26 protein-coding genes and 2 pseudogenes are annotated in these 26618 nt (G+C 67.0%); 15 read left to right on the top strand and 13 right to left on the bottom strand.

Translation table 11 applies throughout. The annotated features are described in order from the left end of the window. Positions 1-59: 59 nt before the first annotated feature. The 7 genes from PT015_RS22780 to PT015_RS22750 all read right to left on the bottom strand — a co-directional run bounded on the left by PT015_RS22780 (position 60) and on the right by PT015_RS22750 (position 5161). Entirely contained in the window at positions 60-1106 is a 1047-nt protein-coding gene (locus tag PT015_RS22780; protein WP_285187430.1) for a DNA-directed RNA polymerase subunit alpha, read from the bottom strand. A 72-nt stretch (positions 1107-1178) separates the two neighbouring features. Next, on the bottom strand, positions 1179-1784 hold the full coding sequence (gene rpsD, locus PT015_RS22775; protein ID WP_285187428.1) for a 30S ribosomal protein S4: 606 nt from the start codon (positions 1782-1784) through the stop codon (positions 1179-1181). Between the two features lie 14 nt (positions 1785-1798). Further along, positions 1799-2218 (bottom strand): 30S ribosomal protein S11, encoded by a 420-nt coding sequence (gene rpsK, locus PT015_RS22770; protein ID WP_285187426.1) that lies wholly within the window; start codon positions 2216-2218, stop codon positions 1799-1801. Positions 2219-2222: 4 nt separating this feature from the next. Next, on the bottom strand, positions 2223-2597 hold the full coding sequence (gene rpsM / locus PT015_RS22765) for a 30S ribosomal protein S13 (RefSeq protein WP_240259706.1): 375 nt from the start codon (positions 2595-2597) through the stop codon (positions 2223-2225). Positions 2598-2772: 175 nt separating this feature from the next. Next, positions 2773-2886 carry a 50S ribosomal protein L36 gene (gene rpmJ, locus PT015_RS22760; protein WP_003879483.1) on the bottom strand — a complete coding sequence of 38 codons (114 nt, stop codon included), beginning with the start codon at positions 2884-2886 and terminating at the stop codon, positions 2773-2775. A gap of 48 nt (positions 2887-2934) precedes the next feature. After that, entirely contained in the window at positions 2935-3156 is a 222-nt protein-coding gene (gene infA / locus PT015_RS22755) for a translation initiation factor IF-1 (protein WP_003418601.1), read from the bottom strand. 187 nt (positions 3157-3343) lie between these two features. Then, positions 3344-5161: a serine/threonine-protein kinase PknD gene (locus tag PT015_RS22750; protein ID WP_285187423.1), complete on the bottom strand. Its 1818-nt coding sequence runs from the start codon at positions 5159-5161 to the stop codon at positions 3344-3346. 150 nt (positions 5162-5311) lie between these two features. On the opposite strand from PT015_RS22750, the gene PT015_RS22745 reads away from it, so the two are divergent. The 5 genes from PT015_RS22745 to PT015_RS22725 all read left to right on the top strand — a co-directional run bounded on the left by PT015_RS22745 (position 5312) and on the right by PT015_RS22725 (position 12025). After that, complete coding sequence (locus tag PT015_RS22745; protein ID WP_285187422.1) at positions 5312-6982, top strand: FAD-dependent oxidoreductase; 1671 nt, start codon at positions 5312-5314, stop codon at positions 6980-6982. Positions 6983-6984: 2 nt separating this feature from the next. Next, positions 6985-8481 carry an ATP-binding protein gene (locus tag PT015_RS22740; RefSeq protein WP_285191239.1) on the top strand — a complete coding sequence of 499 codons (1497 nt, stop codon included), beginning with the start codon at positions 6985-6987 and terminating at the stop codon, positions 8479-8481. 198 nt (positions 8482-8679) lie between these two features. Further along, positions 8680-9930 carry an aminotransferase class I/II-fold pyridoxal phosphate-dependent enzyme gene (locus PT015_RS22735; RefSeq protein WP_285187420.1) on the top strand — a complete coding sequence of 417 codons (1251 nt, stop codon included), beginning with the start codon at positions 8680-8682 and terminating at the stop codon, positions 9928-9930. Then, entirely contained in the window at positions 9927-10877 is a 951-nt protein-coding gene (locus PT015_RS22730; protein WP_285187417.1) for an NAD-dependent epimerase/dehydratase family protein, read from the top strand. Before PT015_RS22735 ends, PT015_RS22730 begins: the two co-directional genes overlap by 4 nt. 11 nt (positions 10878-10888) lie before the next feature. Beyond that, the gene (locus PT015_RS22725; RefSeq protein WP_285187415.1) at positions 10889-12025 is read left to right on the top strand and encodes an acyl-CoA dehydrogenase family protein; all 1137 of its coding nucleotides are present in this window, start codon (positions 10889-10891) and stop codon (positions 12023-12025) included. On the opposite strand, the gene PT015_RS22720 is transcribed toward PT015_RS22725, so the two are convergent. Beyond that, positions 12022-14217 (bottom strand): MMPL family transporter, encoded by a 2196-nt coding sequence (locus PT015_RS22720; RefSeq protein WP_285187414.1) that lies wholly within the window; start codon positions 14215-14217, stop codon positions 12022-12024. The two genes, PT015_RS22725 and PT015_RS22720, sit on opposite strands and share 4 nt — an antisense overlap. Positions 14218-14291: 74 nt before the next feature. On the opposite strand from PT015_RS22720, the gene PT015_RS22715 reads away from it, so the two are divergent. The 6 genes from PT015_RS22715 to PT015_RS24775 all read left to right on the top strand — a co-directional run bounded on the left by PT015_RS22715 (position 14292) and on the right by PT015_RS24775 (position 18166). Beyond that, positions 14292-15143 (top strand): LLM class F420-dependent oxidoreductase, encoded by an 852-nt coding sequence (locus PT015_RS22715; RefSeq protein ID WP_285187413.1) that lies wholly within the window; start codon positions 14292-14294, stop codon positions 15141-15143. 20 nt (positions 15144-15163) lie between these two features. Further along, positions 15164-16027, top strand: a complete 864-nt coding sequence (locus PT015_RS22710; protein WP_285187411.1) for an LLM class F420-dependent oxidoreductase — start codon at positions 15164-15166, stop codon at positions 16025-16027. Between the two features lie 68 nt (positions 16028-16095). Further along, a complete protein-coding gene (gene rfbB, locus PT015_RS22705; protein ID WP_285187408.1) occupies positions 16096-17091 on the top strand; it encodes a dTDP-glucose 4,6-dehydratase in 996 nt (331 codons plus the stop codon). 1 nt (position 17092) lies between these two features. After that, a complete protein-coding gene (gene rfbC, locus PT015_RS22700) occupies positions 17093-17695 on the top strand; it encodes a dTDP-4-dehydrorhamnose 3,5-epimerase (RefSeq protein WP_285187405.1) in 603 nt (200 codons plus the stop codon). Between the two features lie 52 nt (positions 17696-17747). Then, positions 17748-17975 carry a deoxyribodipyrimidine photolyase gene (locus tag PT015_RS22695; protein WP_285187403.1) on the top strand — a complete coding sequence of 76 codons (228 nt, stop codon included), beginning with the start codon at positions 17748-17750 and terminating at the stop codon, positions 17973-17975. Between the two features lie 29 nt (positions 17976-18004). Continuing rightward, positions 18005-18166, top strand: coding sequence for a DUF732 domain-containing protein (locus PT015_RS24775; protein WP_390887888.1), 162 nt, complete (start codon positions 18005-18007; stop codon positions 18164-18166). Between the two features lie 38 nt (positions 18167-18204). On the opposite strand, the gene PT015_RS22690 is transcribed toward PT015_RS24775, so the two are convergent. The 3 genes and pseudogenes from PT015_RS22690 to PT015_RS22680 form a co-directional block, all read right to left on the bottom strand. Then, the gene (locus PT015_RS22690; protein WP_285187401.1) at positions 18205-18447 is read right to left on the bottom strand and encodes a hypothetical protein; all 243 of its coding nucleotides are present in this window, start codon (positions 18445-18447) and stop codon (positions 18205-18207) included. Between the two features lie 92 nt (positions 18448-18539). Then, positions 18540-19943 (bottom strand): annotated as a pseudogene (locus PT015_RS22685) (HNH endonuclease signature motif containing protein). 81 nt (positions 19944-20024) lie between these two features. Then, positions 20025-20324: a PE family protein gene (locus PT015_RS22680; protein ID WP_285187399.1), complete on the bottom strand. Its 300-nt coding sequence runs from the start codon at positions 20322-20324 to the stop codon at positions 20025-20027. Positions 20325-20969: 645 nt separating this feature from the next. On the opposite strand from PT015_RS22680, the gene PT015_RS22675 reads away from it, so the two are divergent. From PT015_RS22675 to PT015_RS22665, 3 genes and pseudogenes are all read left to right on the top strand, one after another. After that, the gene (locus tag PT015_RS22675; protein ID WP_285187397.1) at positions 20970-22295 is read left to right on the top strand and encodes a PPE family protein; all 1326 of its coding nucleotides are present in this window, start codon (positions 20970-20972) and stop codon (positions 22293-22295) included. Between the two features lie 12 nt (positions 22296-22307). Beyond that, entirely contained in the window at positions 22308-23717 is a 1410-nt protein-coding gene (locus tag PT015_RS22670) for a PPE family protein (RefSeq protein WP_285187395.1), read from the top strand. 10 nt (positions 23718-23727) lie between these two features. Further along, a pseudogene (locus PT015_RS22665) lies at positions 23728-24072 on the top strand (DUF732 domain-containing protein); the annotation flags it as partial. An 80-nt stretch (positions 24073-24152) separates the two neighbouring features. On the opposite strand, the gene PT015_RS22660 reads toward PT015_RS22665, so the two are convergent. After that, positions 24153-24971, bottom strand: coding sequence for an SAM-dependent methyltransferase (locus PT015_RS22660; protein WP_285187392.1), 819 nt, complete (start codon positions 24969-24971; stop codon positions 24153-24155). A gap of 7 nt (positions 24972-24978) precedes the next feature. Next, complete coding sequence (locus PT015_RS22655) at positions 24979-25824, bottom strand: helix-turn-helix domain-containing protein (protein ID WP_285187391.1); 846 nt, start codon at positions 25822-25824, stop codon at positions 24979-24981. 31 nt (positions 25825-25855) lie between these two features. Here PT015_RS22655 and PT015_RS22650 point away from each other — a divergent pair, with 31 nt between their 5' ends. Next, positions 25856-26551: an SDR family NAD(P)-dependent oxidoreductase gene (locus tag PT015_RS22650; RefSeq protein WP_285187390.1), complete on the top strand. Its 696-nt coding sequence runs from the start codon at positions 25856-25858 to the stop codon at positions 26549-26551. The last annotated feature ends 67 nt before the right edge of the window (positions 26552-26618 follow it).

Here is a 26618-nt window from a genome sequence, read left to right as displayed (position 1 = left end):
GCGACTTCTCCTTAAAGGGGCCGGCCCCCGTATCAGGTAGGACCGGGACTCCAATGTTCTTACAGCTGTTCGGTTTCGGCGTAGTCCTGGTCGTCGTAGGCGGCTGCCTCGGCGGACCAGGTACCGGTCGCCACGTCGTAGCCCGCGACCTCCGACGGGTCGAAGCTGGCCGGGCTGTCCTTGAGCGACAGACCCAGCTGGTGCAGCTTGACCTTCACCTCGTCGATGGACTTCTGACCGAAGTTGCGGATGTCGAGCAGGTCGGACTCGGTGCGCGAGACCAGTTCGCCGACGGTGTGCACGCCCTCGCGCTTGAGGCAGTTGTACGAGCGCACGGTCAGATCCAGGTCGTCGATCGGCAGCGCGAACGACGCGATGTGGTCGGCCTCGGCAGGCGACGGGCCGATCTCGATGCCCTCGGCCTCGACGTTGAGTTCCCGCGCCAGACCGAACAATTCGACCAGCGTCTTACCCGCGGACGCCAGCGCGTCCCGGGGGCCGATCGAGCTCTTGGTCTCGACGTCGAGGATCAGCTTGTCGAAGTCGGTGCGCTGCTCGACACGGGTCGCGTCCACCTTGTAGGTGACCTTCAGAACCGGCGAGTAGATGGAATCGACTGGGATGCGGCCGATTTCGGCACCCGACGCCTTGTTCTGCACGGCCGGGACGTAACCGCGCCCACGCTCGACGACGAGCTCGATCTCGAGCTTGCCCTTGTCGTTCAGGGTCGCGATGTGCATCTCGGGGTTGTGCACGGTGACGCCGGCCGGCGGCACGATGTCACCCGCGGTGACCTCGCCCGGGCCCTGCTTGCGCAGGTACATGGTGACCGGCTCGTCCTCCTCGGACGATACGACCAGGCTCTTCAGGTTCAGGATGATGTCGGTGACGTCTTCCTTGACCCCCGGCACCGTGGTGAACTCGTGCAGCACACCGTCGATGCGGATGCTGGTGACGGCCGCGCCCGGGATCGAGGACAGCAGCGTGCGCCGCAGCGAGTTACCCAGCGTGTAGCCGAAACCCGGCTCCAACGGCTCGATGACGAACTGCGAACGGCTGTCGCTGATGACCTCTTCGGACAAAGTCGGCCGCTGTGAAATCAGCATGGTGTTTCTCTATCTCCTTCTCGGCACCCGCTATTTGATGCCGTTCAGACCTGAGCCGGCTGGCTCAGGGTGCTACTTCGAGTAGTACTCGACGATGAGCTGCTCGGTGAGCGGGACCTCGATCTGGGCGCGCTCGGGCAACTGGTGGATCAGGATCCGCTGCTGCTCCCCGACCACCTGGATCCAGCCGGGGATCGGACGGTCGCCGGCGGTCTCGCGGGCGATCTGGAACGGCACGGTGTTCAGCGACGTCCCCTTGATGTCGATGATGTCGTACTGCGACACCCGATAGCTGGGGATGGTCACCTTGACGCCGTTGACGGTGAAGTGACCGTGGCTCACCAGCTGTCGCGCCATGCGGCGGGTGCGGGCGATGCCGGAGCGGTACACCACGTTGTCCAGCCGGCTCTCCAGGATCTGCAGCAGCTCGTCACCGGTCTTGCCGGGACGGCTCGCGGCCTCCGCGTAGTAGCGGCGGAACTGCTTCTCCATGACGCCGTAGGTGAAGCGGGCCTTCTGCTTCTCCTGCAGCTGCTGGCGGTATTCGCTCTCCTTGATCCGCGCGCGGCCGTGCTGGCCGGGCGGGTAGGGGCGCTTCTCGAACGACTGGTCACCGCCGACGAGGTCGACGCCCAGGCGGCGCGACTTGCGGGTGACGGGTCCGGTGTAACGAGCCATCTTTCAGTTCCTCCCTAGACCCGGCGCCGCTTCGGCGGACGGCAGCCGTTGTGCGGCTGCGGCGTGACGTCGGAGATCGCGCCGACCTCCAGGCCGGCGGCCTGCAGCGAACGGATCGCGGTCTCGCGGCCCGAACCCGGACCCTTCACGAAGACGTCGACCTTCTTGACGCCGTGCTCCTGCGCCTTGCGGGCGGCGTTCTCGGCAGCCAGCTGGGCGGCGAACGGCGTCGACTTACGCGACCCCTTGAAGCCCACGTGACCCGACGACGCCCAGGCCAGGACGTTGCCCTGCAGGTCGGTGATCGTCACGATCGTGTTGTTGAACGTGCTCTTGATGTGCGCGGCGCCGTGCGGAACGTTCTTCTTTTCCCGCCGCCGGGTCTTCTGACCCTTCTTGGGCGCGGAAGCGGCCGCCTTCTTTGCTGGGGGCATGGTGTTACCTGGCCTTCTTCTTGCCGGCGATGGTGCGCTTCGGGCCCTTACGGGTACGCGCGTTGGTCTTGGTGCGCTGACCGCGCACAGGCAGGCCGCGGCGGTGTCGAAGGCCCTGGTAGCAGCCGATCTCGATCTTGCGGCGGATGTCGGCCTGGACCTCGCGGCGCAGGTCACCCTCGACCTTGAGATTGCTTTCGATGTAGTCACGCATCTGGGTCACCTGATCGTCGGTCAGGTCCTTGGTGCGCAGATCCTTGTCGATCCCGGTCGCGGCCAGGATTTCGATGGATCGGGTTCGGCCGATGCCGAAGATGTAGGTCAGCGCGACCTCCATGCGCTTGTCGCGCGGGAGGTCAACGCCCATCAATCGAGCCATGGGATGGCATTCCTTCTCTATGCGGAGGTCTCAATTCCCAGCCCGTTCCCGAACCCGGAAAACAACTCAGGGCTTCGGGGTCCGGCCTCCGTTCCGGACGTAGCCAGGCAGCCAATATGCCTAGTGGTGCTGGGAGGTCTGCATTCAGTTGTGTGCGCCGATGAAGCGGCAGGTGCTAGCCCTGCCGCTGCTTGTGGCGCGGATCAGAGCAGATCACCATGACCCGTCCATGCCGACGGATCACCCTGCACTTGTCGCAGATCGGCTTGACGCTCGGGTTCACCTTCACGGCTGTTCGGATCCTGTTCTGTCTACTCGGTTGCTGTATTCGGGCTGGTTACTTGTAGCGGTAAACAATGCGGCCCCGGGACAGGTCGTAGGGAGACAACTCCACCACCACCCGGTCCTCGGGCAGGATGCGGATGTAGTGCTGTCGCATCTTGCCGCTGATGTGGGCAAGCACCTTGTGGCCGTTTTCCAGCTCAATGCGGAACATCGCATTGGGCAGGGGCTCGACCACGCGGCCCTCGACCTCGATGGCGCCGTCCTTCTTGGCCATGCTTCTCTTCGAATCCTCGTCTTATCGCTTCGTATCGCGTATTCGCCCTGATCGGCGCAGCATTCACCCGACCCTCAACGTGAGCCGGTTACAGGAAATTCCTAAGACTGGGCACGCAAAAGTCGGCAAGAAACGCCGCACCGAAGGTCGACTGTACCTGCAGTGACGCGGTCGGCGCAAAAAGCGCCTACTCCGGTCGCAGCGCCAGGATCTTGTTGTTGTGCCCGGCTACGTAAACGGTACCGATGTTGTCGACGGCCAGACCCCACGGGTAATCGAGGTCGGTGAACGACAGCACGTCTTGCTGGCTGGAGCCCGCCGGAAGCTTCAGAGCCCGATTGCTCTTGCTGTCGGTCACGTACACCGCGCCTTGACTGTCGACGGTCACACCGCCCGGGTCGGACAGACCGACGAACGGCAGCGTGGTTTCCGTCGTCGAGCCCGGAGGCAGCGACAGCACCCGGTTGTTGCCGCTGTCGGCGACGTAGATGGTTCCGCTGGGACCGACGACCAGCCCGGTGGGGGCGTTGAGTCCGGTGAACGGCACCTCGTACTGCTTGTTCGAGCCGGCCGCCAGCGCGACGACGTGATTCCTGGTCGTGTCGGTGACGTACACCGTGCGGGAACTGTCCACCGTCAGACCGGTCGGCCGGTCGAGATCGGCGAACGGGAGCGCGGCCTGTTTGCGGGTGTCGCTCGGCAGGACCAGCACACGCTTGTTGCCGGCGTCGTTGACGTAGACCGTGCCGGTGTTGTCAGCGGTGACGCCGGTCGGCGAGCTGAGTCCCTCGAACGGCAGCACCACCGGGTCGGTCGACCCGGCCGACAACGCCAGGATCCGGTTGTGCATGGTGTCGGCGACGTAGACCGTGCCGCCGATATCCACCGACAGCCCCTGCGGTTCGCGTAGGCCGGTGAACGGCAGCACGGTCTGCCGCAGATTCGTGGTCGACTCGTCATGACCACCACTGCCGCCGACCACGCCGACGATCACCGCGACCACGAGCAGGGCGGCCGCCGCGATGATGACCGGCTTGCGCTGCCACCACGGCGGGCCCAACAGCAGCTTGCGCTGGCTGTTCGGAGCGGCCTGGGTGAACGATTCGGGCCCAGTCGGCGGGGGCGCCGCGCGCTGGGGCGCGGGCCGCGGGACGCTGACCGGGCCGGGTCCCGATCCGGGCGTCGACAGGGCCTCTCGGGCGGCGCGCGCCAACTCCACGGCGCTGCCGTAGCGCTCGACGGGATTCTTCGCCATACCCCGGGCGATGACGGCGTCGAAAGCCGGCGAGACACCCGCCCGGGTCAGCGACGGCCGCGGCGGCGGCGCCGACAGATGACTGGTGACCTGTTGCTCCAGGCTGTCGCCGGGGAACGCGCGCTTCGACGTCAGGCACTCGTAGAGCACACACGTCAGCGAATAGATGTCCGAGCGGGCGTCGATGCCCGGGCCGGTCTCGTCCTGAGCCATGAAGCGTTCGGGGGCCATGTAGTAGAAGGTGCCCATCACATCGCCGGCGGTCGTCAGCGCCCGCTCGCCCGCCGCCCGGGCAATGCCGAAATCGATCAGGTACGCGTAGTCGTCGTCGTCGATCAGGATGTTGGACGGCTTGACGTCGCGGTGCAGCAGTCCAGCCTTGTGCGCCGATTGCAGCGCCATGGCGATCTGCTCGATGAACCGCACCGCCCGCTCCGGTGGCAGCGGCCCGGCGTCCAGCAGCGACTGCAGGTTGTCGCCCTCGACCAGGCGCATGTCGACGAACAGCCGCCCGCCGATCTCACCGTGAGTGTGGATCGGCACCACGTGTGCGCTGTTCAGGCGGGCGGCCGCGTGCGCTTCACGGCGGAACCGCTGCTGGAATACGTCGTCTTGGGAGATGTCGGGCGGCAGGATCTTAATCGCGACGATCCGGTCGATGACGGTGTCGTGGGCGCGCCACACCTCACCCATGCCGCCCCGCCCCAGCAATTCGAGCAGCCGGTAGTTCCCGAACGTCGATCCCTGCAACGAGGCCCTCCTGCCGCTTTCCATCGCTGTGCCATGGTCGCATCCGAAGCTATCGCGGCTCACGCGATCGCGCGATTAACCGCGCGGGGCGGCGACCAGACATTTCCCGCACGTGCCGCACGGGGCCTGACGAGCGCATAATTGGCGACGATGACTAATCCCGCGCCCGCCGACACCGCATCCCGCAAACCGGTGATGCTGACCGTGGATGACGATCCCGCGGTCTCCCGCGCCGTCGCCCGGGATCTGCGCCGCCGCTACGGCGACGCGCACCGCATCGTGCGGGCGGAATCGGGCCCGGACGCGCTGGACACCCTCAAGCAGCTCAAACTGCGCGGCGAGACGGTCGCGGTGCTGGTCGCCGACTACCGGATGCCGCAGATGACCGGCATTGAGTTCCTGGAAGAGGCGATGGTCCTCTACCCCGTCGCCAAGCGGGTGCTGCTGACCGCCTACGCCGACACCCACGCCGCGATCGACGCGATCAACGTCGTCGACCTCGACCATTACCTGCTCAAGCCGTGGGATCCGCCCGAGGAGAAGCTCTATCCCGTCATCGACGAGCTGCTCGAGGCCTGGCGGCGGATGCCGGAGCGCGCGATCCCGCACACCAAGCTCATCGGGCACCGCTGGCACGCGCGATCCTGGGAGGCCCGCAACTTCCTGGTCCGCAACGGGCTGCACTACAAGTGGTTCGAGGCCGACCAACCCGACGGCGAGCAACTGTTGTTGGCCGCCGGCGAAGACGGCAAGCGGCTGCCCGTCGTCGTCACCGAGAAGGGCGACCCGCTCGTGGAGCCCAGCGACGCAGAGCTGGCCGACACCCTCGGCCTGACGACCACGCCGTCGCAGGACTTCTACGACCTGATCGTGGTCGGCGGCGGGCCCGCGGGCCTGGCCGCCGCGGTCTACGGCGCGTCCGAAGGCCTGCACACCGTGCTCATCGAGTCCACCGCGACCGGCGGGCAGGCCGGCCAGAGCTCGAAGATCGAGAACTACCTCGGCTTTCCCGACGGGGTGTCGGGCGACCAGCTGGCCACCCGCGCGCGTCGGCAAGCGGAGAAGTTCGGCGCCGAACTGATCACCACCCGCACCGCGGTCGCACTGGAGGTCAACGGCGCCCGGCGGACGGTCCGGTTCGACGACGGCAGCTCGATCGACGGGCGCGCGATCATCGTTGCCACCGGGGTCGCCTACAACCAGCTCAAAGCCGATGGCTGTGCCGACTTTTCGGGTCGCGGTATCTACTACGGCGCGTCCGTCGCCGCCGACTGCGAGGGCGACGAGGTCTACGTCATCGGCGGCGCGAACTCGGCGGGCCAGGCCGCGATGCATCTGTCGACCCGTGCCAAGTCGGTCACCATCCTGGTGCGCGGCCCGTCGCTGGAAGCGTCGATGTCGCACTACCTGATCCAGCAGATCGAGGCGAACCCGAACATCACCGTCCGCACCTGCACCGAGGTGCATTGCGCGACAGGCGATGAGCACCTCGAGACGCTGACGCTGATCGACAACAAGACCGGCACCACCGAGGACGTCAGCTGCGGACGGATGTTCATCTTCATCGGCGCCGCACCGCGCACCGAATGGCTCGACGGGGTGCTGGCCCGCGACGACCACGGCTTCATCCTCACCGGACCGGACCTGCGCAACGTGTGCGGCTGGTCGCTGGATCGGCCGCCGCACCATCTGGAAACCAGCGTGCCCGGCGTGTTCGTCGCCGGCGACGTGCGCTCCGAATCCGCCAAGCGGGTCGCCGCGGCGGTTGGCGAAGGGTCGATGGCCGTGATGCTGGTACACCGTTACCTGGCGGAGTCATGACGATGCAGAAGGATTGCAACGCAGACGAATTGCGCACGCTGTTCCTGTTCGAGCATCTCACCGACGCACAGCTCGCATCGTTGTGCAACGTCGGGGAGATCGACAGCTACGAACCCGGCCCGCTCTTCCTCGAAGGGGACGACGCAACCTGCTTCTACGTCCTCATCGAGGGCGAGTTGGCGATGTCAAAGCTGTCCGGCGGCCAGGACATCGAGACCAACCGGACCTCCCAGCCGGGCGTGTATTGCGGTGCGTGGCAAGCGTTTACGCACGAGAAGAGTCAGTACTACAACACCTCGGTACACGTGACCAAGCCGTCGAGGTTCTTCGTGATGGACGCCCCGGCCTTCGCCGCGTTCATGAAAGATCAGTTCCCGATGGCGGTGCACCTGCTCGACGGGATCGCGGTCGGCAGCGAACGGACGCGCCGCCTGATCGACAACCGCGAGAAGCTGCTCGCGCTGGGCCAGTTGTCGGCCGGTCTCACCCATCAGCTGAACAACCCGGCCGCCGCCATCTCGCGCGCCGCCCAGGAGCTACGCGGCCGAATCTCCAACATGCGTGGCAAATTGGCGATGCTGGCCGACGGCACGGTGAGCCCCGAGACGCTGAATGCGTTGGTACGGCTGCAGGACGCCGTCGCCGAGGAGGTCGTCAAGTCCGCGTCGGTGCACCTGAACGCGATCGAGACCGCGGACCGCGAGGACGCCGTCGGCGACTGGCTGGACGACCACGGCATCGACGGCGGCTGGGACATCGCGCCGACGTTCGTCGAGGGCGGCGTCGACACCGACTGGCTGGAGCGCATCGCGGCCACCGCCGAGGAACTCGAGGCGTCGACGTCGTTGGGGCAGGCGATCCAGTGGATCAGCTACACCATCGAGAGCGAACTGCTGATGAATCAGCTTGTCGAAGCGAGCCAGCGCATTTCGGCCCTGGTCGCCGATGCCAAGCAGTATTCGCAGCTGGACCGCGCGCCGTTCCAGGTGGCCGATGTGCACGATCTGCTGAAGAGCACGCTGACCATGTTCGCCGACCGATTGGGCAAGGACAGCACGTGCCACATCAAGGTGGCCAAGGACTGCGATCACACTCTGCCGCCGATCCCCTGCTTCCCGGGCGATCTCAACCAGGTGTGGACCAACATCATCGACAACGCGATCGCCGCGATGGGCAGCAAGGGCGGCACGCTGACGATCCGCACCTGTCGCGAGGCCAACGAGATGCTGCGCGTCGAGATCTGCGACACCGGTCCCGGCATCCCGGAGGACGTACTCGAGCGCATCTTCGAACCGTTCTTCACCACCAAGCCCGTCGGCGAAGGCACCGGGCTGGGCCTGGACCTGGCGTGGAAGATCATCGTCAACAAGCACCACGGCGATCTGCGCGTCGAGTCGAAGCCCGGCGACACCCGGTTCATCGTCCTGCTGCCACTCGAGGTGCCGCCCGTCATGGACGTGGCGCTGCCGGAGGACGGCGACTCCGCCGAATTGAACTAATCGCACCCATCCGTCGTTGTATCGGCGTCGAATAAACAATGGTGTGACCGGTGGTTCAACCGGGTACGCCGACGCAAGGCGACGCGCGGGGACGCCCCTCGGGGTGGCGTGTCAGGAGTTGCTCGATGCCACCGGTAACTCATGTTTCGCCAAGCTCTCCGCGCTCGTAAGGGGCAACGACACGGGGGTGCTAAGCAAATGGACACCGACCAAGAGACTTTTTCCGTCACCGGGGATATCTCGACCGACGTCAATCAGCGGGTCGCTATCGCGCGACACTTCGCGTCGATCGGGCAGATGCCCTTCTTCCAAGAGATCAGTTCCGTCGATCCGCCGCGAGTCGGGGTTCGGGGACGACAGTGCGTGCTGCTCGGCTCGAATTCCTACATCGGGTTGTCGACACACCCAGACGTGATCGCCGCGTCGGCTCAGGCGACCGAGGACTTCGGCACCGGCACGACTGGCAGCCGGCTGCTCAACGGCACCTACAGCCTGCACGTCGGACTGGAAAAGAAGATCGCGGACTGGCTTGGTCACGACGACGCGGTGGTGTTCACCACCGGCTACCAGACCAACGTCGGCACCATCCAGGGGCTGATCGGGCAGGACTGCCTGGCGATCGTCGACTCCTACGCGCACGCGTCGATCCGCGACGGCGTCCGGCTGAGCCGCGCGGCCGAGGAGCGCTTCGAGCACAACGACGTCGCGTCGCTGAAGGAAGCGCTGCAACGCCACTCGGGCAAGGCTTTTCGACGGGTGCTCGTTCTGGTGGATTCGCTGTACTCGATGGAGGGGTCGACGGCCCCGCTGGAGGACATCATCGACGTCTGCAAGAACGCGGGCGCTCTGCTGATGGTCGACGAGGCGCACGGCGTCGGTGTCTTCGGCCCGACGGGCGGCGGGCTGTCGGAACTCCACGGTGTCGCGCAGCACATCGACGTGCTGATGGGCTCGCTGTCCAAGGCCATCGGCGGGCTCGGCGGCTTCGTGGCCGGCTCCCAGGACATTGTCGACGAGATCCGGTTCAGCGCACGGTCGTTGTGGTTCAGCACCTCCGGCACCCCGGGGGCGATGGCCGCGGCCGCCACCGCGATCGACGTGATCCGCAGCGACGAGGGGGCGCGGCGCCGAGAACAGTTGGAGCGCAACGCCCGTCTGATGCGTGAGTGCCTTCGACCGCTCGACGTGGAGTTGAACCGGCCCGACGAGCGCAGTCCCGACTGGTCGCCGATCATCCCGATCCGGCTGTTCGACGAGATGCGCACGGTGTTGAGCTGGAACAACCTCAGCGACGCCGGCGTTTTCGTCACCCCGGCCGTCTACCCGGCCGTCCCGGTGGGCAAGCCGGTGCTGCGGGTCTGCATGACGTCCGAACTCACCGAGGACGAAATCCGTTGGTGCGCCAAGACACTGTCGGCCGAACTCTCGTGGGCCCTGGCCGCTGCATGAGGGACGGCTTTCGGCTCGCCATCACCGGCGCGACCGGGGACTTCGGCCGCGCGGTGCTCAGTTGGGCCTGCGGGTGCGACGATATCGCCGAGGTCACCGCGCTGGGTCGCCGGCCGACGGGCCTGCACCACAACAAGGTTCGCGAGCAGTTCCTCGACCTGAGCGGCGACGTCGACCTCGAGTCGGTGCGCGGCTATGACGCGCTGATCCACCTGGCCTACTGCGTCGAGGAATCCCACGACAAGCGCTGGGCTCACCGGGTCAACGTCGCGGCGACCCGGGCCCTGCTGGCGCAGGCTCGCGAGGTGGGCATCGGGCAGCTCGTCCTGACCTCCAGCGCCAACGCGCTGGGCGTCACGGCCTGTGGCACCGGACAGCAGTACACCGAAACCAGTTATCCCGCAGGCGATCAGGATGCCGGGCACTACTACTTCCAGCACAAGGCCCTGTTGGAGCACCTGGCCAACTGGTATTGGGCGAACATCGACGACGGCAAGACGACGCTGGCCGTGGTGCGGCCGTGCTACGTCGTCGGCGAACAGTTCGACAACTCGGGACTACAGACGATGCTGTCCAAAACCGTTGTCTACCCGTCACCTTCGCGGTCGTACTACCAGTTCTTATGGGACACCGACCTGGTGGACGCCTATGCCACGATCCTCTCGCACGGCCTCGGCGGCCTCTACAACGTCGCCCCGGCCGACTACACCAGCGTGCGGGAGATCTGCGCGATCACCGGGGCTCGGCTGATCCCCGGCCCGCTGCGCCTGCTGAAGCCGGGCGCCGACCTGTTGTTCCGGCTACGCCTGTCGCCCTACTCCGGCCATTGGGTGACACTCGGCGACCCGCTGCTCGACTCAGGATTGCTGCAATCGACCACCGACTGGCGGCCGTCGATGAATTCGGCTGCGGCCCTGCGTAAGTACTTGACCACCCGACCGAACTGAGGAGTCTCGACATGGATCGCAACGCGCTCGAAGCCCGACTCTCCTACGTCGCCGCCGTGCGTAAGCACCTGCCCACGCTGGCCGACCAGCTCGAGAAGCTGGGGCTGATGGCCGTGGAGGACCCGGACACCAACGTCATCGACCTGTGGAAGCAACACGACGGCCCGCGGCTGACCGCACCCAAGGAGCTCAGCGGCCTGGGCGCAACATGCGTGGAAACCGTTGAGCTGCAACGCGGTGTCGGCTACCTCAGCCCGTCGCTGGCCGCCGCGACCACCATGCACTATCTGTCGGTGGCCGGTCTGGTCGACTTCGCCGAGACCGCCGACGAGACAACGGTGGGTCTGGTCAAGTCGCTGATCGAGAACAACACCGTATTCGCCTCCGGCTTCTCCGAGGGCACCATCGAGGGCAGCGTCTTTCGTCCCACGATGAAAGCCGAGCCGGCCGACGGCGGCTACACGGTCACCGGCAGCAAGAAGCCGTGCAGCCTGGCCGACAGCATGGACTGCGTGATGGCCAGCGTGGTGCTCAGCGACACCGACCAGCGCGCTATCACGCTGATCTGGAACGGCAGCGAGGGGCTGTCAGTCAGCCCGCTGTGGACCAGCCACGCACTAGGCGCCGCCCAGAGCCACGCGGTCAACTTCGAGAACGTGTTCGTGCCAAGCGATTTGTCGATGGTCAGCGACATCGAGGACCCCGACGGCCGCAACGAGAAATCCGGCTACGTCTTGTTCGGGTTGATCATCACCGCCGGCTACGTCGGCGCCGCGACCCGGCTGGCGCTCAAGCTGGTCGAGCGGCCGAACTTCACCGAGGCCGACTTCGTCGAGTTGTTCTCCCCGATCGAGGGGGTGTGGCGGGCGCTACGGATGGTCGCGGCCCGCTACGACGAGGGCGATCGAAGCGACTCGCTGTTCGCCGACCTGCTGTGGATCCGCCTGGGTCTGCGTGATCAGTTGCAGCACAGCGTCTCTCGCCTGGTGTCTCGCGTCGGCGGCGTCGGCTTCGCCACCGACCCCGAGGTCGCCTATCTGGTCGGCTGCATCAGCGCGTACTCGTTCCACCCACCGAACCTGCGCGAGGCGGGGACGTTCCTGATCGACCACGAATTGGCCGGCCAGATCGACCTGACTCGCACCTAGCTTTCGCTGATGCCCACGGCCGCATGGAGTTTCGCGAGCGGCCTGGGCGCCCACCAGTTCCAGCGGCCCACCAGCTTCATGAAGGCCGGAACCAGCACCATTCGGACCAACGTGGCGTCGACGATCACCGCGAGCGCCAGGCCCACGCCGATCATCCGCATGAACGACACCTCGCCGGTCGACAGCGCCGCGAACACGATCACCATCAACAGCGCCGCGGCGGTGATCACCCGGCCGGCTGTCGCAATTCCCATCGTCACCGCCTCGACGTTGTCTTCCTGGCGCTGTTCGGATTTCAGCCAGTGCTCGCGAATTCGCGACAGCAGGAACACCTCGTAGTCCATCGACAGGCCGAACGCGGTCGCAAACAGGAACACCAGCACGTCGGCGACCAGTGTGCCCGTCGCCGTCGTTCCGAGTCCGCCGAGGTGGCCCTCCTGGAACACGAACACCAGCGCACCCAGCGTCGCCGAGAGCGACAGGGTGTTGAGCACCAACGCTTCCAATGGCAACACCAGGCTGCCGGTGAGCAGGAAGATCAGCACGAAAGTCGTTGCGGCCACCAGTAACAGCACAACAGGAAGGCGTCGGACGATCTCGTCGACGGAGTCGCGATTCAGTTGCTCGGCACCGGTGAACAACGCCTCGGCGCGATGCGGCACCGGCACCGCCCGAAGCTGGTCGACCGCCGCCCGGTACCGGGAATCCAGCGACGAGCCCGGGACCGACACCGTCAGCCACAGGCTGCCGTCCTTGACGGCGGCCGCGGACATCGGCGGCCCGACGTTATCGCCCTTCACGTACGAGCCATTAGGCGCCGAAACGGCCTCCACGCCGGGCACATTGGACAGGGCGGTGGCGTAGTCGGAGACGTCACCGATGGTCAGATCGCCCGCGTCGGGGATCACTATCGAGGTGGCCGCCGACGGATCGGCGGGAAAGTCCCGGCGCACGATGTCGCCGGCCTGCCGCGACTGCGCGGTCGTCGGAAGCACCCTGTCGTCCGGCAATCCGAAACGGGCCCGCGCGAACGGCGACCCGAGCAGGAGCAGCAGCGCCACCACGGCCAGTGCGCACGGCAGTGCGTGGCGCGTGACGAAGGTGGCGACCCGATAGAGCGCGCCGTGCCGCACGTCCGGATCCGGCCTGGACCGCCGGAACAGCGCCCGGATGTTCAGCGCTTCGATCCGGTCGCCGAGCAGCTTGATCACCGCGGGAGCGACGACGACGGCATACAGGCCGGCCAGCGCCACCACTCCGCAGCCGGCGTAGGCCATCGAGCGCAGGAAATACATCGGGAACACCGCAAGCGCGCTCACCGCGAGGAATACCGTGCACGCGGAGAACAGGATCGTCCGCCCCGCCGTCGCCACCGCGCGCCGCAATGCAACGTCGCGATCGCCGACCTCGACGTACTCCTCGCGGTACCGGCTGATCAGCAGCAGCGTGTAGTCGATCGCCAGCGCCAGGCCCATCGCGGTGGTGAGGTCGAGGGAGAAGATCGACACGTCGGCGAACAGGGTGATGCCCCGCAGCATCCCGAGCGTCCCGACGATGGCCAGCCCGCCGACCACCAACGGCAGCAGCGCGGCGAAGAGGCCGCCGAACACCCACACCAGCACGATCAACGACAGCGGCAGCGTAATGGCCTCGGCGGTCACGAGGTCCTTCTCGGACTGGTCGTTGATCTCCGAGGCCACTGTGGCGGTGCCGCCGGCGAGCACCTGCACCCCGTCGCGCATGCCGGTGAATTTCTCCGCAATTGCCTTGGCGTGCTTGGGTGCGTCGTTCTCCGATCCGCTGATACCGGTGACCACCAGCCCGGTCTTGCCGTCCTTACTGATCAGGCCGGCGCTGTGCGGTGAGCCGTCCCAAGGTGATTCGACGTCGTTGACGAATTCGGATCGTCGTAATTCCTGCACGAGCTTGCGCCCGGCCGCGGCCGCCGAAGGGTCCTGCACGCTGCCGGGGGCGCTGACCACGAACGTCAGGTCCATGTCACCCTGACCGAATTTCGAGGTGAGCACCTTCATCCCGCGCGCGGACGGTGAGCTGGGATCTTGAAACCCCGCAGCGCCAAGGTGTTCGGCGACGGTGGCGCCGAATCCAGCCGCGATGACCGTGATCAACAGGACGACTGCGAGGACTCGCTTCGGGGCAGCGATGACCAGGCGTGCCAGCAGCGAAAGCATCCAGGCGATGCTACCCAGCGCCATCCGGCGCCAAACCCGGAATAGAGAACGCACAGCGGTAGGTTGGAGCGACCATGACCGATTCTGCAGCGAGCAAACCCAATCTCGGCCGGTTCGGATCCTTCGGCCGCGGCGTCACCCCCGAGCAGGCCAGAGACATCGAGGCCCTCGGCTACGGCTCCGTCTGGGTGGGTGGCTCCCCGCCCGCCGAGCTGGCCTGGGTCGAGCCGATTCTCGAGGCGACGACGACACTGCAGGTTGCCACCGGCATCGTCAACATCTGGTCGGACGCCGCCGCGCCGGTGGCGGAGTCGTTCCACCGCATCGACCGCGCCTACCCCGGACGCTTCCTGCTGGGCATCGGCGTCGGGCACCCGGAGGCGATCACCGAATACAAGAAGCCCTACGACGCGCTCGCGGAGTACCTGGATCAGCTCGACGAGCACGGCGTGCCCGCCAACCGACGCGTCGTCGCGGCGCTGGGCCCGCAGGTGCTGAAGCTGTCGGCGCGGCGCAGCGCGGGCGCGCACCCGTATCTGACAGCCCCCGAACACACCGCGCGGGCGCGCGAGCTGATGGGGCCGTCGGCGTTCCTGGCGCCGGAGCACAAGGCGGTGCTGACCACCGACGCCGACGAGGCTCGGGCGATCGCCCGCAAGGTGCTGCCGGTCTACTTCAACCTGGCCAACTACCGCAACAACTGGAAGCGGCTCGGGTTTTCCGAAGAGGAGACCACCTATCCGGGCAGCGACCGCCTCATCGACGCGCTGGTCGCCTACGGCACGCCGGAGGCGATCGCGGCACGGTTGAAAGAGCACCTCGACGCCGGTGCCGACCACGTGCCTGTGCAGATCTTGACCAAAGATGAAAACCTGGTGTCCGCGTTGGCCGAACTTGCGGGGCCGCTCGGACTCACGCCGGCCTGACGAACCAGAAAGGGACGTAGATGACCGAGGGCGTTTCGCTCAAACCCGACCTGGGTCGATACGGCGTCTGGCTTCCCGGCCGTTCCGTCAGCCCGGGGGTGGCCAAGCAGATCGAGGCGCTGGGCTACGGCGCGGTCTGGGTCGGCGGCTCCCCCGACGCCGACCTCGGCTGGGTGGAACCCGCCCTGGCCGAGACCTCGTCGCTGGTGCTGGCGACCGGGATCGTCAACATCTGGGCGTCGCCGGCGGCAGAGGTCGCCGCCTCCTATCACCGTATCGAAAAGGCTTATCCCGGAAGGTTTTTGCTCGGCGTCGGGGTGGGGCATCCCGAACACACCGATGTGTACAAGAAGCCGTACGACGCGCTGGTCGAATATCTCGACGAGCTCGACGGCGCGTCGGTGCCGACCAGTCGGCGGGTGCTGGCCGCGCTGGGACCCAAGGTGCTGGCCCTGTCCGCAGAGCGCAGCGCCGGCGCGCACCCCTACCTGACGCCACCCCAGCACACCGCACAGGCCCGCGAGCTGATCGGCAACGCCGTTTTCCTGGCCCCCGAGCACAAGGTGGTGCTGACCGAGAACGCCGACGAGGCCCGCGAGATCGGTCGGCGCACCGTCGACTTCTACCTAGACCTGAGCAACTACGTGAACAACTGGCGCCGGCTCGGCTTCACCGATGCCGATGTCCATAAACCCGGCAGCGACAGGCTGATTGACGCCGTCGTCGCGCACGGCACCGCCGAGCAGATCGCGGCGCGACTGAGCGAGCACGTAGACGCCGGCGCGGATCATGTGGCGATCCAGGTGCTGGGCGGGCCCGACGGCAAGCTCATCGGCGCGCTGGAAGCGCTGGCCGGACCCCTCGGTTTGACGCCCCCGGGCTAGGGCTTAACCGCCCACCTCCTCCTCATCGCGCTACGCGCTCTGCATCGTCGGCGCGCTAGGGTTTTCTCATGCGGCTGTTGGTCACCGGTGGCGCCGGCTTCATCGGCGCCAACTTCGTGCACTCCACCGTGCGCGACCACCCCGACGACGCGGTGACCGTTCTCGACGCCATGACGTATGCGGGCAGCCGCGAATCGCTGGCCCCGGTCTCCGGCGACATCACGGTGGTGCAGGGCGACATCACCGACGCAGACCTGGTGTCGCGGTTGGTCGCCGACTCCGACGCCGTCGTGCACTTCGCGGCGGAGACGCACAACGACAACTCGCTGGCCGATCCCTCACCGTTCTTGCAGGCCAACGTGATCGGAACATTCACCATCCTGGAAGCGGTGCGCCGGTACGGGGTTCGGCTTCACCACGTGTCCACCGACGAGGTGTTCGGCGACCTGTCGCTGGAGTCCGTCGACCGATTCACCGCCGCTACGCCGTACAACCCGTCGAGCCCGTACTCGTCGACCAAGGCGGCCTCCGACCTGTTGGTGCGCGCCTGGGTGCGGTCCTATGGTGTGCGCGCGACGATTTCCAACTGCTCCAACAACTATGGGCCGTACCAGCATGTCGAGAAGTTCATCCCGCGGCAGATCACCAACGTGCTGACCGGACGGCGACCGAAGCTCTACGGCGCCGGTGCGAACGTCCGGGACTGGATCCACGTCGACGACCACAACGCCGCGGTGCGGCGGATTCTCGACGACGGCCACCTCGGTCAGACCTACCTGATCGGCGCCGACGGCGAGCGCGACAATCTCTCGGTGCTGCGGACGATCCTGACGTTGATGGACCGCGAACCCGACGACTTCGACCATGTCGTCGACCGCGCCGGACACGACCTGCGATACGCGATCGACCCGTCGCAGCTGCGTGGCGAATTAGGCTGGACGCCAACGCATACCGATTTCACCGAGGGACTTCGGGTGACCATCGACTGGTATCGCGACAACGAATCCTGGTGGCGTCCACTCAAAGACGCCGTCGAGGCGCGCTACGCCGAGCGGGGGCAGTGAGATGGATGGGCGTGGACTGGACATCTCCGGCGCGTGGGAGATCACGCCCGCGGTGCATCCCGACTCTCGCGGGCTGTTCTTCGAATGGCTCACCGATCGCGCCTTCACCGAGTTCGCGGGACATCGATTCGACGTCCGGCAGGCCAACTGCTCGGTGTCGTCGGCCGGGGTGCTGCGCGGCCTGCACTTCGCCCAACTACCGCCGAGCCAGGCGAAATACGTGACGTGCGTGTCCGGTTCGGTGTTCGACGTCGTGGTCGACATTCGGATGGGTTCGCCGACGTTCGGCCGGTGGGACGCCGTCGTGCTCGATGAGGGGAGCCACAACTCGGTGTACATCTCCGAGGGGCTGGCGCACGGTTTTCTTGCGCTGCAGGATAATTCGACGGTGATGTACCTGTGCTCGACCGAGTACAACCCGCAGCGCGAACACACCATCTCCCCCACCGATCCGGCGCTGGCCATCGACTGGCCGCGCGGACACAAACTGGTGATCTCCAACCGGGACGCCGCCGCTCCCTCACTGGACGAGGCGCGCGCGGCCGGCCTGCTACCGACGTGGGACGAGACCCAAGCCTTTGTCGCCGGCCTGAAAGGCGATTAGGCCGCAGCGATTTCGGGTACCTCCGACGATTATTGGCGTCAAGGAGGTCGTCATGCTTCACCAGATCTTGCTGGCCAGTTACAGCCAGCCCGAAGCCGCGGGCTTGATCCTGCGGGGCATCAAGGGCATTTTCCTGCTGATCGGCGGTGTCATCGCTGCCATCATCTGCGGAGTCATCGCAGCGACGAAGGGCCGCAACCCATTCGGCTGGGGCTTACTCGGCTTCTTCTTCAGCATCTTCACGCTGATCGCCGTGATTGTGGTCCCGTCCAAGAAATAGGCGGGGCCAGCCAGCGCCTGGCGAAAGTTGTGGTTGCCAGCGCCCACCACATCTGCCAACTGCTCGGCGAAGGCACCTCCAAACCCGACGCCGCCATGCAGGCCAGCAACGGATTAGGAATTGGCATGGCCGAGGCAACTCTGTTGGTGGATGTGGCTTCCGCCAACCTCTGCAAAACCCCCGGACGCTGAGCAACAACCGGCGAGGTGACAGCCGGCGTCCGCGGCCCTCAGTTTTTCTTGGGCCCGGCCTTGAACATGCAGTCGTAATCCTGCGGCGGACAGCCGTATTGAGTGGGGTCCGGGACGCTCGAGCACCCCGATCCGTCTGACGCGGGGAACTGACCCGACGGACAGTTCGGGGGGTCGGCATGCCCGACGGGCGCGCCCAGTAGCCCGATCGCAACAACCCCTGTCGCCGCAACGAGCATCGCCGGGATCTTGATGCCGAGAGAACGTGGTTTCTGGGTCATCGTGACCCCCCTTTCGGTGCCGGAACCCGTCGTCCCGGGTGCAGGCACCATAAACACACTCGCCCATGGGGATATGCGTTTCGGCAATGTTGCTAGAAAGGCGGCGGCTCGTCGTCAGCGGCGATCGGGACGTTAGCGGGTTCCCGCAACATCCGGTTGCGACGACGCAGCGCCGCGACGTATGCGGCCCGATTCTGGGCGCGGGTACGCCTACGGGTGGGCATCATCGCGGAGCGATTGGCGCACGGCGATCAGGTGGCCGACTGTTCCAGCCCACCCGTCGGCGCACACAGCGCGGGGAACAGCAACGCGCTGCCCGGCGACGTGACGTAGGTCTGGCCGCCGGGCGATGTCCAGATCAGGGTGCCGTCGGGTAGCTGTTGATCCCGCCAGCCCCAGAACGTCTTCATCAGATGATGAAGACGGCAGAGCGATTTCAGGTTGGAAGCGTGTGTCGGACCACCGTCGCCATGCGGGATCGTGTGGTCGAGGTCGCAGCGCATCGCGGGCGTCTCGCAGCCGGGGAACCGACAGGTGAGATCGCGACAGCGGACGAAGTCGGCCAGCGCCTGCGATGGCGTGTAGCGGGTCTCGGGTGGCGCATCCTCGGGATGGATCACCGGCCGAAGCTCGGCCGAGCGCGCCAACTCGGCGAGCACCTCCGGCGGGATGACGGCGTCGCCGCCGATCAGCGATCCCGTCGTCGACGCCACATCGCCTAGAGCGGTTTCGTTGGCGACCACGTGGATCACCACCGGACTCGCCGCCGGCTTGGACCCGGCCGGACAGTCGGCCCGCCGGCAGCGGCACACCAGCCGATCGGCTCCGATTGCCAAGGCGCCCATGGCATCTGCGCGACGCTGGCTGCGGGTCCGCGGATCGTCAGCGCACACCGTGGCCGCCAGCGCGTCCAGTCGCGCATCGACAGCGTGCGCGTCGGCCGTCACGAGGCGTCCGAAGACCTCGGTGAGGCCGTCGGTGTTACCCCAGATCGAAAACTCGCGGTCGGCCTGGGTCTCGCGGCGTCGTCGCAGCGCATCGCGATCGGTACGTTCGACCACGCGGTCGACGTACGCACCCAGCCGACCCTGCGAGATCTCCGACCAGCGCGGGACTTTCACGGCCAACTCCCCGTCGACGGCGGTCAGCACGTCGGGATCGGTGATCAGATCGGTGCGGTAGACGACAGTCTGAAACGTCCGGTAGTCGATGTCGCCGGCCAGCAACAAAGCCCCGACCCGCGGCAGCCGGATCCGCAGCGCCCGGGAGTACTCCAGGTAACTCGTCGCCAGCCCGCGGGTGATCCCGAGCGCCGCGGCGACTTCGGCGGCGACCGCCTCGTGGGTATCGGTGCACCACGACTCCCGTTCACCGGCCTCGCGCAGGAACAACAGGTCGATCTCGCCGATGGCGGCCAGCCGCTCGCCCGCCGCGCGATTCTCCGTCCGTGCGGCGGAACGCAACCGGGCGACCACAGGTGTCGTCGACTCGAACATATGTTCGATGATGCCACGAGGCACCGACAAAAACGTCGGCCGGACACCATCACGGTGCCCGGCCGACAGAGAGTCGTGAAATTAGCCGGCGGATGCGGCGTTCGCGGCCTCAGTCGCCGCGTACGAGCCGGCGCTGGTGCCGAGCGTGTTGACGAACTGCTCATGAATCGCGGCGGCCTGCGCGGCCACGGCCTGGTACAGCTGAGCGTGGGCGGCGAACTGGGCGGCGGTCAGCGCCGACACCTCGTCGGCCGCGGCGGGAACCACGCCGGTGGTCGGCGCGGCAGCGGCCGCGTTCTGGGCGGTGAACGACGAACCGATGCCACCCAGGGCGGTGGCTGCCGTGCTCAGCGCTTCGGGCTGGGTTGTCACGAACGACATGTGCATGTCTCCTCAGGTGCAGCACCCTGCGATGTACGCGGAGTGAGTAAGCGTGGCGTTAGCCGAAACTGTATGACCAACTATGCCGGACGACGAGGCGGTGGGTCCAGGTTCCGCCACCGTGTCGACCGCGACAGGAAACCTGCGGACGGCGGAAAAGGCGCTCTGAGCTGGTGAGACGCCGAATGCCCGGGTTGCGAGCACACGGCCGCAGCCGCGGGCGGTTAGTAAGAATCTCCCGGCGATTAATCGACCGCGGCTCACTCCGTCTCGCGACCGGCATTTTGGATACCCAGATTTTTAATCTCGGCCACTGCCCGTTCACCGCGATCGCGTAGGTCGTGGCCCGCAGGCCGGCGCGCGATTCGCGCAGCTCATCACCATTTTTCAGGCCAGATTCATCGGACTCGGCACCGCCGCTGTGAGCCGCCTGGGTGCGCCGAGCGTCTATCGGCGGGCGCCGTTGGCAGAAGCCGGTTTTCGCGAACGTCGATAACGTTCGAGCTGCGAAAAGATCCAGGCAGCTGCCAGCGGATATGCAACCAATTGCCAGCTGTCGACGGGCGCTTCGTCAAGCCAACTAACGCTCAGCGCTGAGCAAGCGCGGAGCACTGACGACCCACAGACCCGGAGCGAGGGACACCGATGGTTTTCGATTTCGGAGCGCTGCCGCCGGAGATCAACTCCGGCAAGATCTACGCCGGCCCGGGCTCGGCGCCACTGCTGGCGGCCTCGACCGCCTGGAATGCGCTGGCAAGCGAGCTGCAGGCCACGGCCGCCGGATACGCCTCCACGATCACCGAGCTGGGTTCGAGCTGGCAGGGGCCCTCGTCGGCGGCGGCAGCCACCGCCGCGGCGCCCTACACCGACTGGCTCAGCACCACCGCAGCGCAGGCCGAGCAGACCGCGGCCCAGGCGCAGGCCGCGGCCGCCGCCTACGAGGCGGCGTTCGCCGCCAGCATCCCGCCGCCGGTGATCGAGGCCAACCGAGCGCTGTTGGCGGCGTTGGTGGCCACCAACTTCCTGGGCGTCAACACTCCCGCGATCGCCGCGACCGAGGCGGCCTATGCGGAGTTCTGGGCCCAGGACGCGGGAGCGATGTACGCCTACTCCGGGGCCGCTGGCGCGGCCACCCGGCTGCCTGCGATCACGGAGGCGCCGGCAACGACGAATGACAGCGGGCAGGCGAGCCAGGCGGCCTCGACGGCCCAGGCCGCCGCCGCGCAGCCCGCCGACGCGGCCGGCGACCTGCTGACGTACCTGAACTCCCAGCTGACGACCCTGAACGGCGACATCACGGCCTTCGGCACGCAATTGACGAACGCACAGACGGCCTTCATCAACTCCCTGGGAATCCCGGCCCTCACGGCGACGCTGCCGCCGGACGTGACGGGCGGGCTGTCCAGCATCTCGAAGGTGTTCACAGCGTTGAACGGCAGCATCAGCACCTTCCTCTCCGGACCGTTCAGCCCGCTGGGCTATGCCTCCGGTGTCCTCCGGAGCTTCTACCAGGCCTCCATCAGCATCCCGAGCCTCGGCGTCGGCATTCAGGGCATCGGGCCCCTTCTTCACCCGGCGCCCATCACGGGTGCCCTGTCACCGTTGCTGCACAGCAGTCTGCTGAGTGGCTCCTACAGCGGCGCGGGCGGCGCCGAGACACTGGCCTCGGTCGGTCGGGCCGGCTACATCGGCTCGCTGTCGGTGCCGCAGAACTGGGCCGCCGCGACGCCCGCCGTTCGCACGGTGGCGGCCGAGATGGAAGCGTCCGCGGTCGACGCCGCACCGGAATTGGGGCTCGCGCAGCCGGGCATGTTCGGCCAGACGGCACTGTCCAGCCTCGCCGGTCGCGCCATCGGCGGTACCGCTACCCGAGTGGCGGTGGGCCAGGGTTACCGGGTTCCCGGCGCGGTGGCGGCCGACGAGATCGCCACCACCGCCACCATCATCGTCATCCCATCGAGCGCGGAATAAGGAAGGCTGACAATGGTTTTCGATTTCGCAGCGCAACCCCCGGAGCTCATTTCCGCCAAGATCTACTCCGGTCCGGGTGCCGAGTCACTGACGGCCGCCGCGGCGGCCTGGGACGCCTTGGCCGGCGAATTACAGTCGACCGCAACGCAGTTCGAGTCGACAATCGCCGGCCTGGTGGGCGGTGACTGGACCGGTCCGTCCGCCGAGGCCGCCGCGGCGGCGGCCGCGCCGTACGTGTCGTGGCTGGGAACGACGGCGGGACAGGCCGAGCAGACCGCCGGGCAAGCGCGCGCGGCAGCCGGCGCGTACGAGACGGCGTTGGCGGCCACCGTGCCACCGGCCGAGATCCTGGCCAACCGGACCCAGCTGCTGCAACTGGTGCCCGCCAACATCTTCGGGCAGTACAACGCAGCCATTGCCGCACTCGAGGCCGAATACGCCCAGTTCTGGGCCCAGGATGTCGCCGCTCTCACCGGCTACTCCGCGTCGGCGCAATCGGCGACCACCGGGTTGGGCTCCTTCAACGAAGCGCCGCAGACCACCAACGCGAACGGGACTGCAGCACAGGCGGCCTCGGCCACCCAGGCCGCCGCGGCGGCCCCCTTGGACCCGTCGGGGACCCTCACTCAGCTCGAGACCTTGGCGAACTCCTTCGCGACAACCCTGACCAATTTCAACTCCACCTACACGAACTTCTTCACGAACGCGTTCAACGTGCTTCCGGGTGGCTCGGGCCTGTCGTCGGCGTACCAGAGTTTGTTGACGTTCGCGAACAACGTCGGCAGTCAGGCGACGTACACCAACGTCATCAACAGCTCGACCAGCTTGGGCATCTCGCAATGGAAGAACTTCTTCATCTACCAGCCATGGAGCCACGGCATCGGCCTGGGTTCGCTGGGCGCCGGGCTGTCGTCGCCGGGGCATTTCGGCGGGCTGGGAATCGGAGCCAAGGCGGCGTCCGCGGCACTCGGCAGCGCCCACACGGTCGGCAAGCTGTCGGTGCCGCCGAGTTGGGCCGGTGCCACCCCGGCGATCCGACTCGCCGCTACGTCGTTGCCGGACGGCGCTTTTGCCGCGACGGCCGCTCCGGCGATGGAGGCCCCACTGAGCGCGCTCAACCAGGCCAGCCTGGGCAGCCTGGCGGGTGGCGCGCTGGGCAGCCCGGCCTCTCGCGTCGTCAGCTCCACGGGCGTTCGGGCGAAGGTGACGGCGCCCGCGCGCTCGAAGGGTCCGATCCCACTCGACAAGGTCATCGCCAAGCTGCAGGAATCGCCCGACGAGGTGCAGCACTGGAACGTCGACGAGGCCGGACTGGACGACCTCGTCGCAAAGCTGTCGACCAAGCCCGGCATCCACGCCGTGCACCTGACCGATGGCAAAGCGACCGCTGCGGTCCAACAGGCCGCGACCGAAACCGGATAAGGGGGATCGAATGAAATCACTATTGGCCCTACTCGGCATATCGCTGGGATTGCTGATCGCCGTACCGGCGCATGCCGAGCCTGGCCTCGACGAGCCGTCCAGCGACGAGAACAACGGCGCGTTCCTGGCCAACCTGAAGAAGGTGGGGATCGGCTTCTCCGATGAGGGCCAGGCCGTCAGCGCGGGTCAGGCCGTGTGCGGCGCGCTGCACAACGGCATGGGTGGCCTGCACCTGATCCAGCACCTGCAGGAGAGCAATCCGGCCCTCACCGAGAGCGGCGCCGCTCAATTCGCGACCATCTCCGCAAAGGCCTACTGCCCCAAGCAACTCGAGGACGACAAGGAGCCTGGCAAGAAATACCTGAAGGGCAACGCACCGGGTAAGGGCAACGGCGAAGACGAGACGGCCGTCATGAAGGGCGGCGGAGGAGGCGGTTAGGCCTTGACCGCCTCGACGAAGTAGCCACGTGGCGCGTTGGGCACATCAGCCGGAATCGGCGGGTGCGCCCAGCGCGTCCACGCGTTTCCGGGCACGGCCATGTCGGTGACCGTCGGCATCCAGCCAACGTTCCCGGCAAGCGCGCCCGGGTCATCACTGCTGAAAACCCATGGCGCACCGAGCTTTTTCATGTACTCCAACATTGCCGCCGAGAACGGAGCCTGCAGCAACGCGGTGCCGACCACGTCGTAGAGCAGGGTCGAGCCGGACGCCGACAGTGCGTCGACGCGAGCGAACAACTGCTCGACGTCCGGGGCTTCGAGATACTGCAGCAGCCCCTCGATCGTCCAGACGGTCGGGATTTCGGCGTTAAAGGCCTGCCCTGCAAGCGCTTTGGGCCAGTCGTCGGCGAGGTCGACGCCGACCGCGATGCGCCGGCAGCGCGGCCGCTCCCCCACGAGTCGCTCGTCCTTGAGTGCGATCACGTGCGGCTGGTCGACCTCGAACACCGCGCTCCCCTGCGGCCACGGCAGCCGGTAGGCGCGGGCGTCCATCCCCGCGGCCAGGATCACCGCCTGGCGCACTCCCCGCAGGCCCAGCAGCGCATCGTCGTACAGCTTGGTGCGCACCACGATCGGGTCCGACGGTTGGCCCGTCGCCGCAACGGATTCCGCGAGCAACTGCCTGCCGTCATCGCCGGCGAGACGCGCGGCGAATGGGTCGCGGAAGAGGGCGTCGGCGCGCGCGGATTCCTCGGCGCGCATCGCGGCGACGAGCAGACCCGTCGCGGCTACCGCATGTCTGGTGCTGTCCATCCGTCGATCATGAGCGGACGGCGACCGCCGGTCTTGGATATTTGTGCCCGTGCGCGACGGGCACATGGCTCGGCAGCACCAGGCGCTGCTCGGTGTACTGCGTCGGCGTCATGCCGGTGAACGACCGGAATTCCCGGACGAAGTGGGCCTGGTCGAAATAGCCGACCTCGGCGGCCACCTGGGCGCCGTTCATCGTGCCGAGCAGTCGCAGCGCTGCCTGCAGGCGCCGGATGCGCGCGTAGGCCTTGGGCGACAAGCCCACTTCGGCGCGGAACAATGCGATCAGCCGTTTGGTCGTCATGCCGACCAGATCGCGGATGTCGGACATCTGGATGGACGGGTTGGCCTCGATCGCAGCCAGCGCCGCCGACACCGCCGGGTTTCGCCGCACCGACGTCCACGGCCGCGAGAGCAGGAAGTTTTCCAATAACGCGAACCGGGCTCGCGCGTCCGGCGCGTCGACCAGCCGTTCTTGCAACTCGACACCCGCCCGACCCCAGATGTCGTCGAGCCCGACGTACGTATTCTCCAACTCGCCCAACGGGATTCCGAGAAACGGGAATGCCCCACCGGGCCGGAAATGGACGGCCATCGCCGGCTCTTGCGCGGGCATCTCCGACACGTACGACGCGGTGTGGGAGCCGGTGACGAACGCCGCCGGGACATCGAGTCGGGTGCGGCCATCGGCGGCGTAGAAGTCGACCTGCTGCCGCTGTCCGACGTCGATGATGACGGTGACGGCGCCGCGCGGTAGCGCCCGGCTGCGATAGCCGACGTGCGCGTGCCAGTGGCCGATGATCTCGGCGTATCCGGCCAGCGGCGACGTCGGGCGGTGTATGGAAACGCCATCCACGCCAGCGACGATAACCCGGCATGCTGGAGTCATGACGAATACCTTGATCACCGGCGGCAACAAAGGACTCGGCTACGAGACCGCCCGCCGACTCATCGCCGACGGCCACACGGTGTACCTCGGCGCACGCGACCCGGAGCGCGGCCGGACAGCCGCCGCCGAACTCGGCGCCCACTTCATCCAATTGGATGTCGCCGACGACACCTCGGTGGCCGCGGCCGCGAGCGAACTGGCCGAGCACGCCGGGCATCTCGACGTGCTGATCAACAACGCCGGCATTACCGGCCCGCACAAACCCGTCGGGGACCTGACCGGGCCGGACGCCCAGGACGTGTTCAACACCAACGTGTTCAGCATCGTCCGAATGACCAACGCCTTCCTCCCGCTGCTGGCGAAGTCGTCCGCACCGGTGATTGTGAACGTCTCCAGCGGCCTCGGCTCGTTCGCGGTGGTGCACGACCCGTCGCGTATCGAACACGGCGTCCCCGGGGCGCTGTACCAGGCGTCGAAGTCCGCGGTGACCATGCTGTCCGTGCAGTACGCGCGGCAGCTGCCGAACGTTCGGGTCAACGTCGTCGATCCCGGCTACACCGCGACCGATTTGAACGCGAACAGCGGTCCGCAGACCGTCACCGAGGGCACCGACGCGATCGTCGCCATGGCTACCATCGGCGCCGACGGACCCACCGGCACCTTCACCGACCGGCACGGCACCGTCGCGTGGTAGCGGCTTGCCAGCACCCCTCATCAGTTACTAGGATGTCCTAGTAAACGATCTGCTTACTTCCAATGTC

The organism is Candidatus Mycobacterium wuenschmannii (genome assembly GCF_030252325.1).
Taxonomy (GTDB): Bacteria; Actinomycetota; Actinomycetes; order Mycobacteriales; family Mycobacteriaceae; genus Mycobacterium; species Mycobacterium wuenschmannii.
Note: the sequence above shows the minus strand (reverse complement) of the source record. Positions and strands in the feature narration are given on the sequence as shown.

Excerpts from the sequence above, each read along its gene's own strand:
- PT015_RS22780 (WP_285187430.1), bottom strand. The coding sequence starts at position 1,106 with ATGCTGATTTCACAGCGGCCGACTTTGTCCGAAGAGGTCATCAGCGAC.
- rpsD (WP_285187428.1), bottom strand. The coding sequence starts at position 1,784 with ATGGCTCGTTACACCGGACCCGTCACCCGCAAGTCGCGCCGCCTGGGC.
- rpsK (WP_285187426.1), bottom strand. The coding sequence starts at position 2,218 with ATGCCCCCAGCAAAGAAGGCGGCCGCTTCCGCGCCCAAGAAGGGTCAG.
- rpsM (WP_240259706.1), bottom strand. The coding sequence starts at position 2,597 with ATGGCTCGATTGATGGGCGTTGACCTCCCGCGCGACAAGCGCATGGAG.
- infA (WP_003418601.1), bottom strand. The coding sequence starts at position 3,156 with ATGGCCAAGAAGGACGGCGCCATCGAGGTCGAGGGCCGCGTGGTCGAG.
- PT015_RS22745 (WP_285187422.1), top strand. The coding sequence starts at position 5,312 with ATGACTAATCCCGCGCCCGCCGACACCGCATCCCGCAAACCGGTGATG.
- PT015_RS22740 (WP_285191239.1), top strand. The coding sequence starts at position 6,985 with ATGCAGAAGGATTGCAACGCAGACGAATTGCGCACGCTGTTCCTGTTC.
- PT015_RS22735 (WP_285187420.1), top strand. The coding sequence starts at position 8,680 with ATGGACACCGACCAAGAGACTTTTTCCGTCACCGGGGATATCTCGACC.
- PT015_RS22730 (WP_285187417.1), top strand. The coding sequence starts at position 9,927 with ATGAGGGACGGCTTTCGGCTCGCCATCACCGGCGCGACCGGGGACTTC.
- PT015_RS22725 (WP_285187415.1), top strand. The coding sequence starts at position 10,889 with ATGGATCGCAACGCGCTCGAAGCCCGACTCTCCTACGTCGCCGCCGTG.
- PT015_RS22720 (WP_285187414.1), bottom strand. The coding sequence starts at position 14,217 with ATGCTTTCGCTGCTGGCACGCCTGGTCATCGCTGCCCCGAAGCGAGTC.
- PT015_RS22715 (WP_285187413.1), top strand. The coding sequence starts at position 14,292 with ATGACCGATTCTGCAGCGAGCAAACCCAATCTCGGCCGGTTCGGATCC.
- PT015_RS22710 (WP_285187411.1), top strand. The coding sequence starts at position 15,164 with ATGACCGAGGGCGTTTCGCTCAAACCCGACCTGGGTCGATACGGCGTC.
- rfbB (WP_285187408.1), top strand. The coding sequence starts at position 16,096 with ATGCGGCTGTTGGTCACCGGTGGCGCCGGCTTCATCGGCGCCAACTTC.
- rfbC (WP_285187405.1), top strand. The coding sequence starts at position 17,093 with ATGGATGGGCGTGGACTGGACATCTCCGGCGCGTGGGAGATCACGCCC.
- PT015_RS22695 (WP_285187403.1), top strand. The coding sequence starts at position 17,748 with ATGCTTCACCAGATCTTGCTGGCCAGTTACAGCCAGCCCGAAGCCGCG.
- PT015_RS22690 (WP_285187401.1), bottom strand. The coding sequence starts at position 18,447 with ATGACCCAGAAACCACGTTCTCTCGGCATCAAGATCCCGGCGATGCTC.
- PT015_RS22680 (WP_285187399.1), bottom strand. The coding sequence starts at position 20,324 with ATGTCGTTCGTGACAACCCAGCCCGAAGCGCTGAGCACGGCAGCCACC.
- PT015_RS22675 (WP_285187397.1), top strand. The coding sequence starts at position 20,970 with ATGGTTTTCGATTTCGGAGCGCTGCCGCCGGAGATCAACTCCGGCAAG.
- PT015_RS22670 (WP_285187395.1), top strand. The coding sequence starts at position 22,308 with ATGGTTTTCGATTTCGCAGCGCAACCCCCGGAGCTCATTTCCGCCAAG.
- PT015_RS22660 (WP_285187392.1), bottom strand. The coding sequence starts at position 24,971 with ATGGACAGCACCAGACATGCGGTAGCCGCGACGGGTCTGCTCGTCGCC.
- PT015_RS22650 (WP_285187390.1), top strand. The coding sequence starts at position 25,856 with ATGACGAATACCTTGATCACCGGCGGCAACAAAGGACTCGGCTACGAG.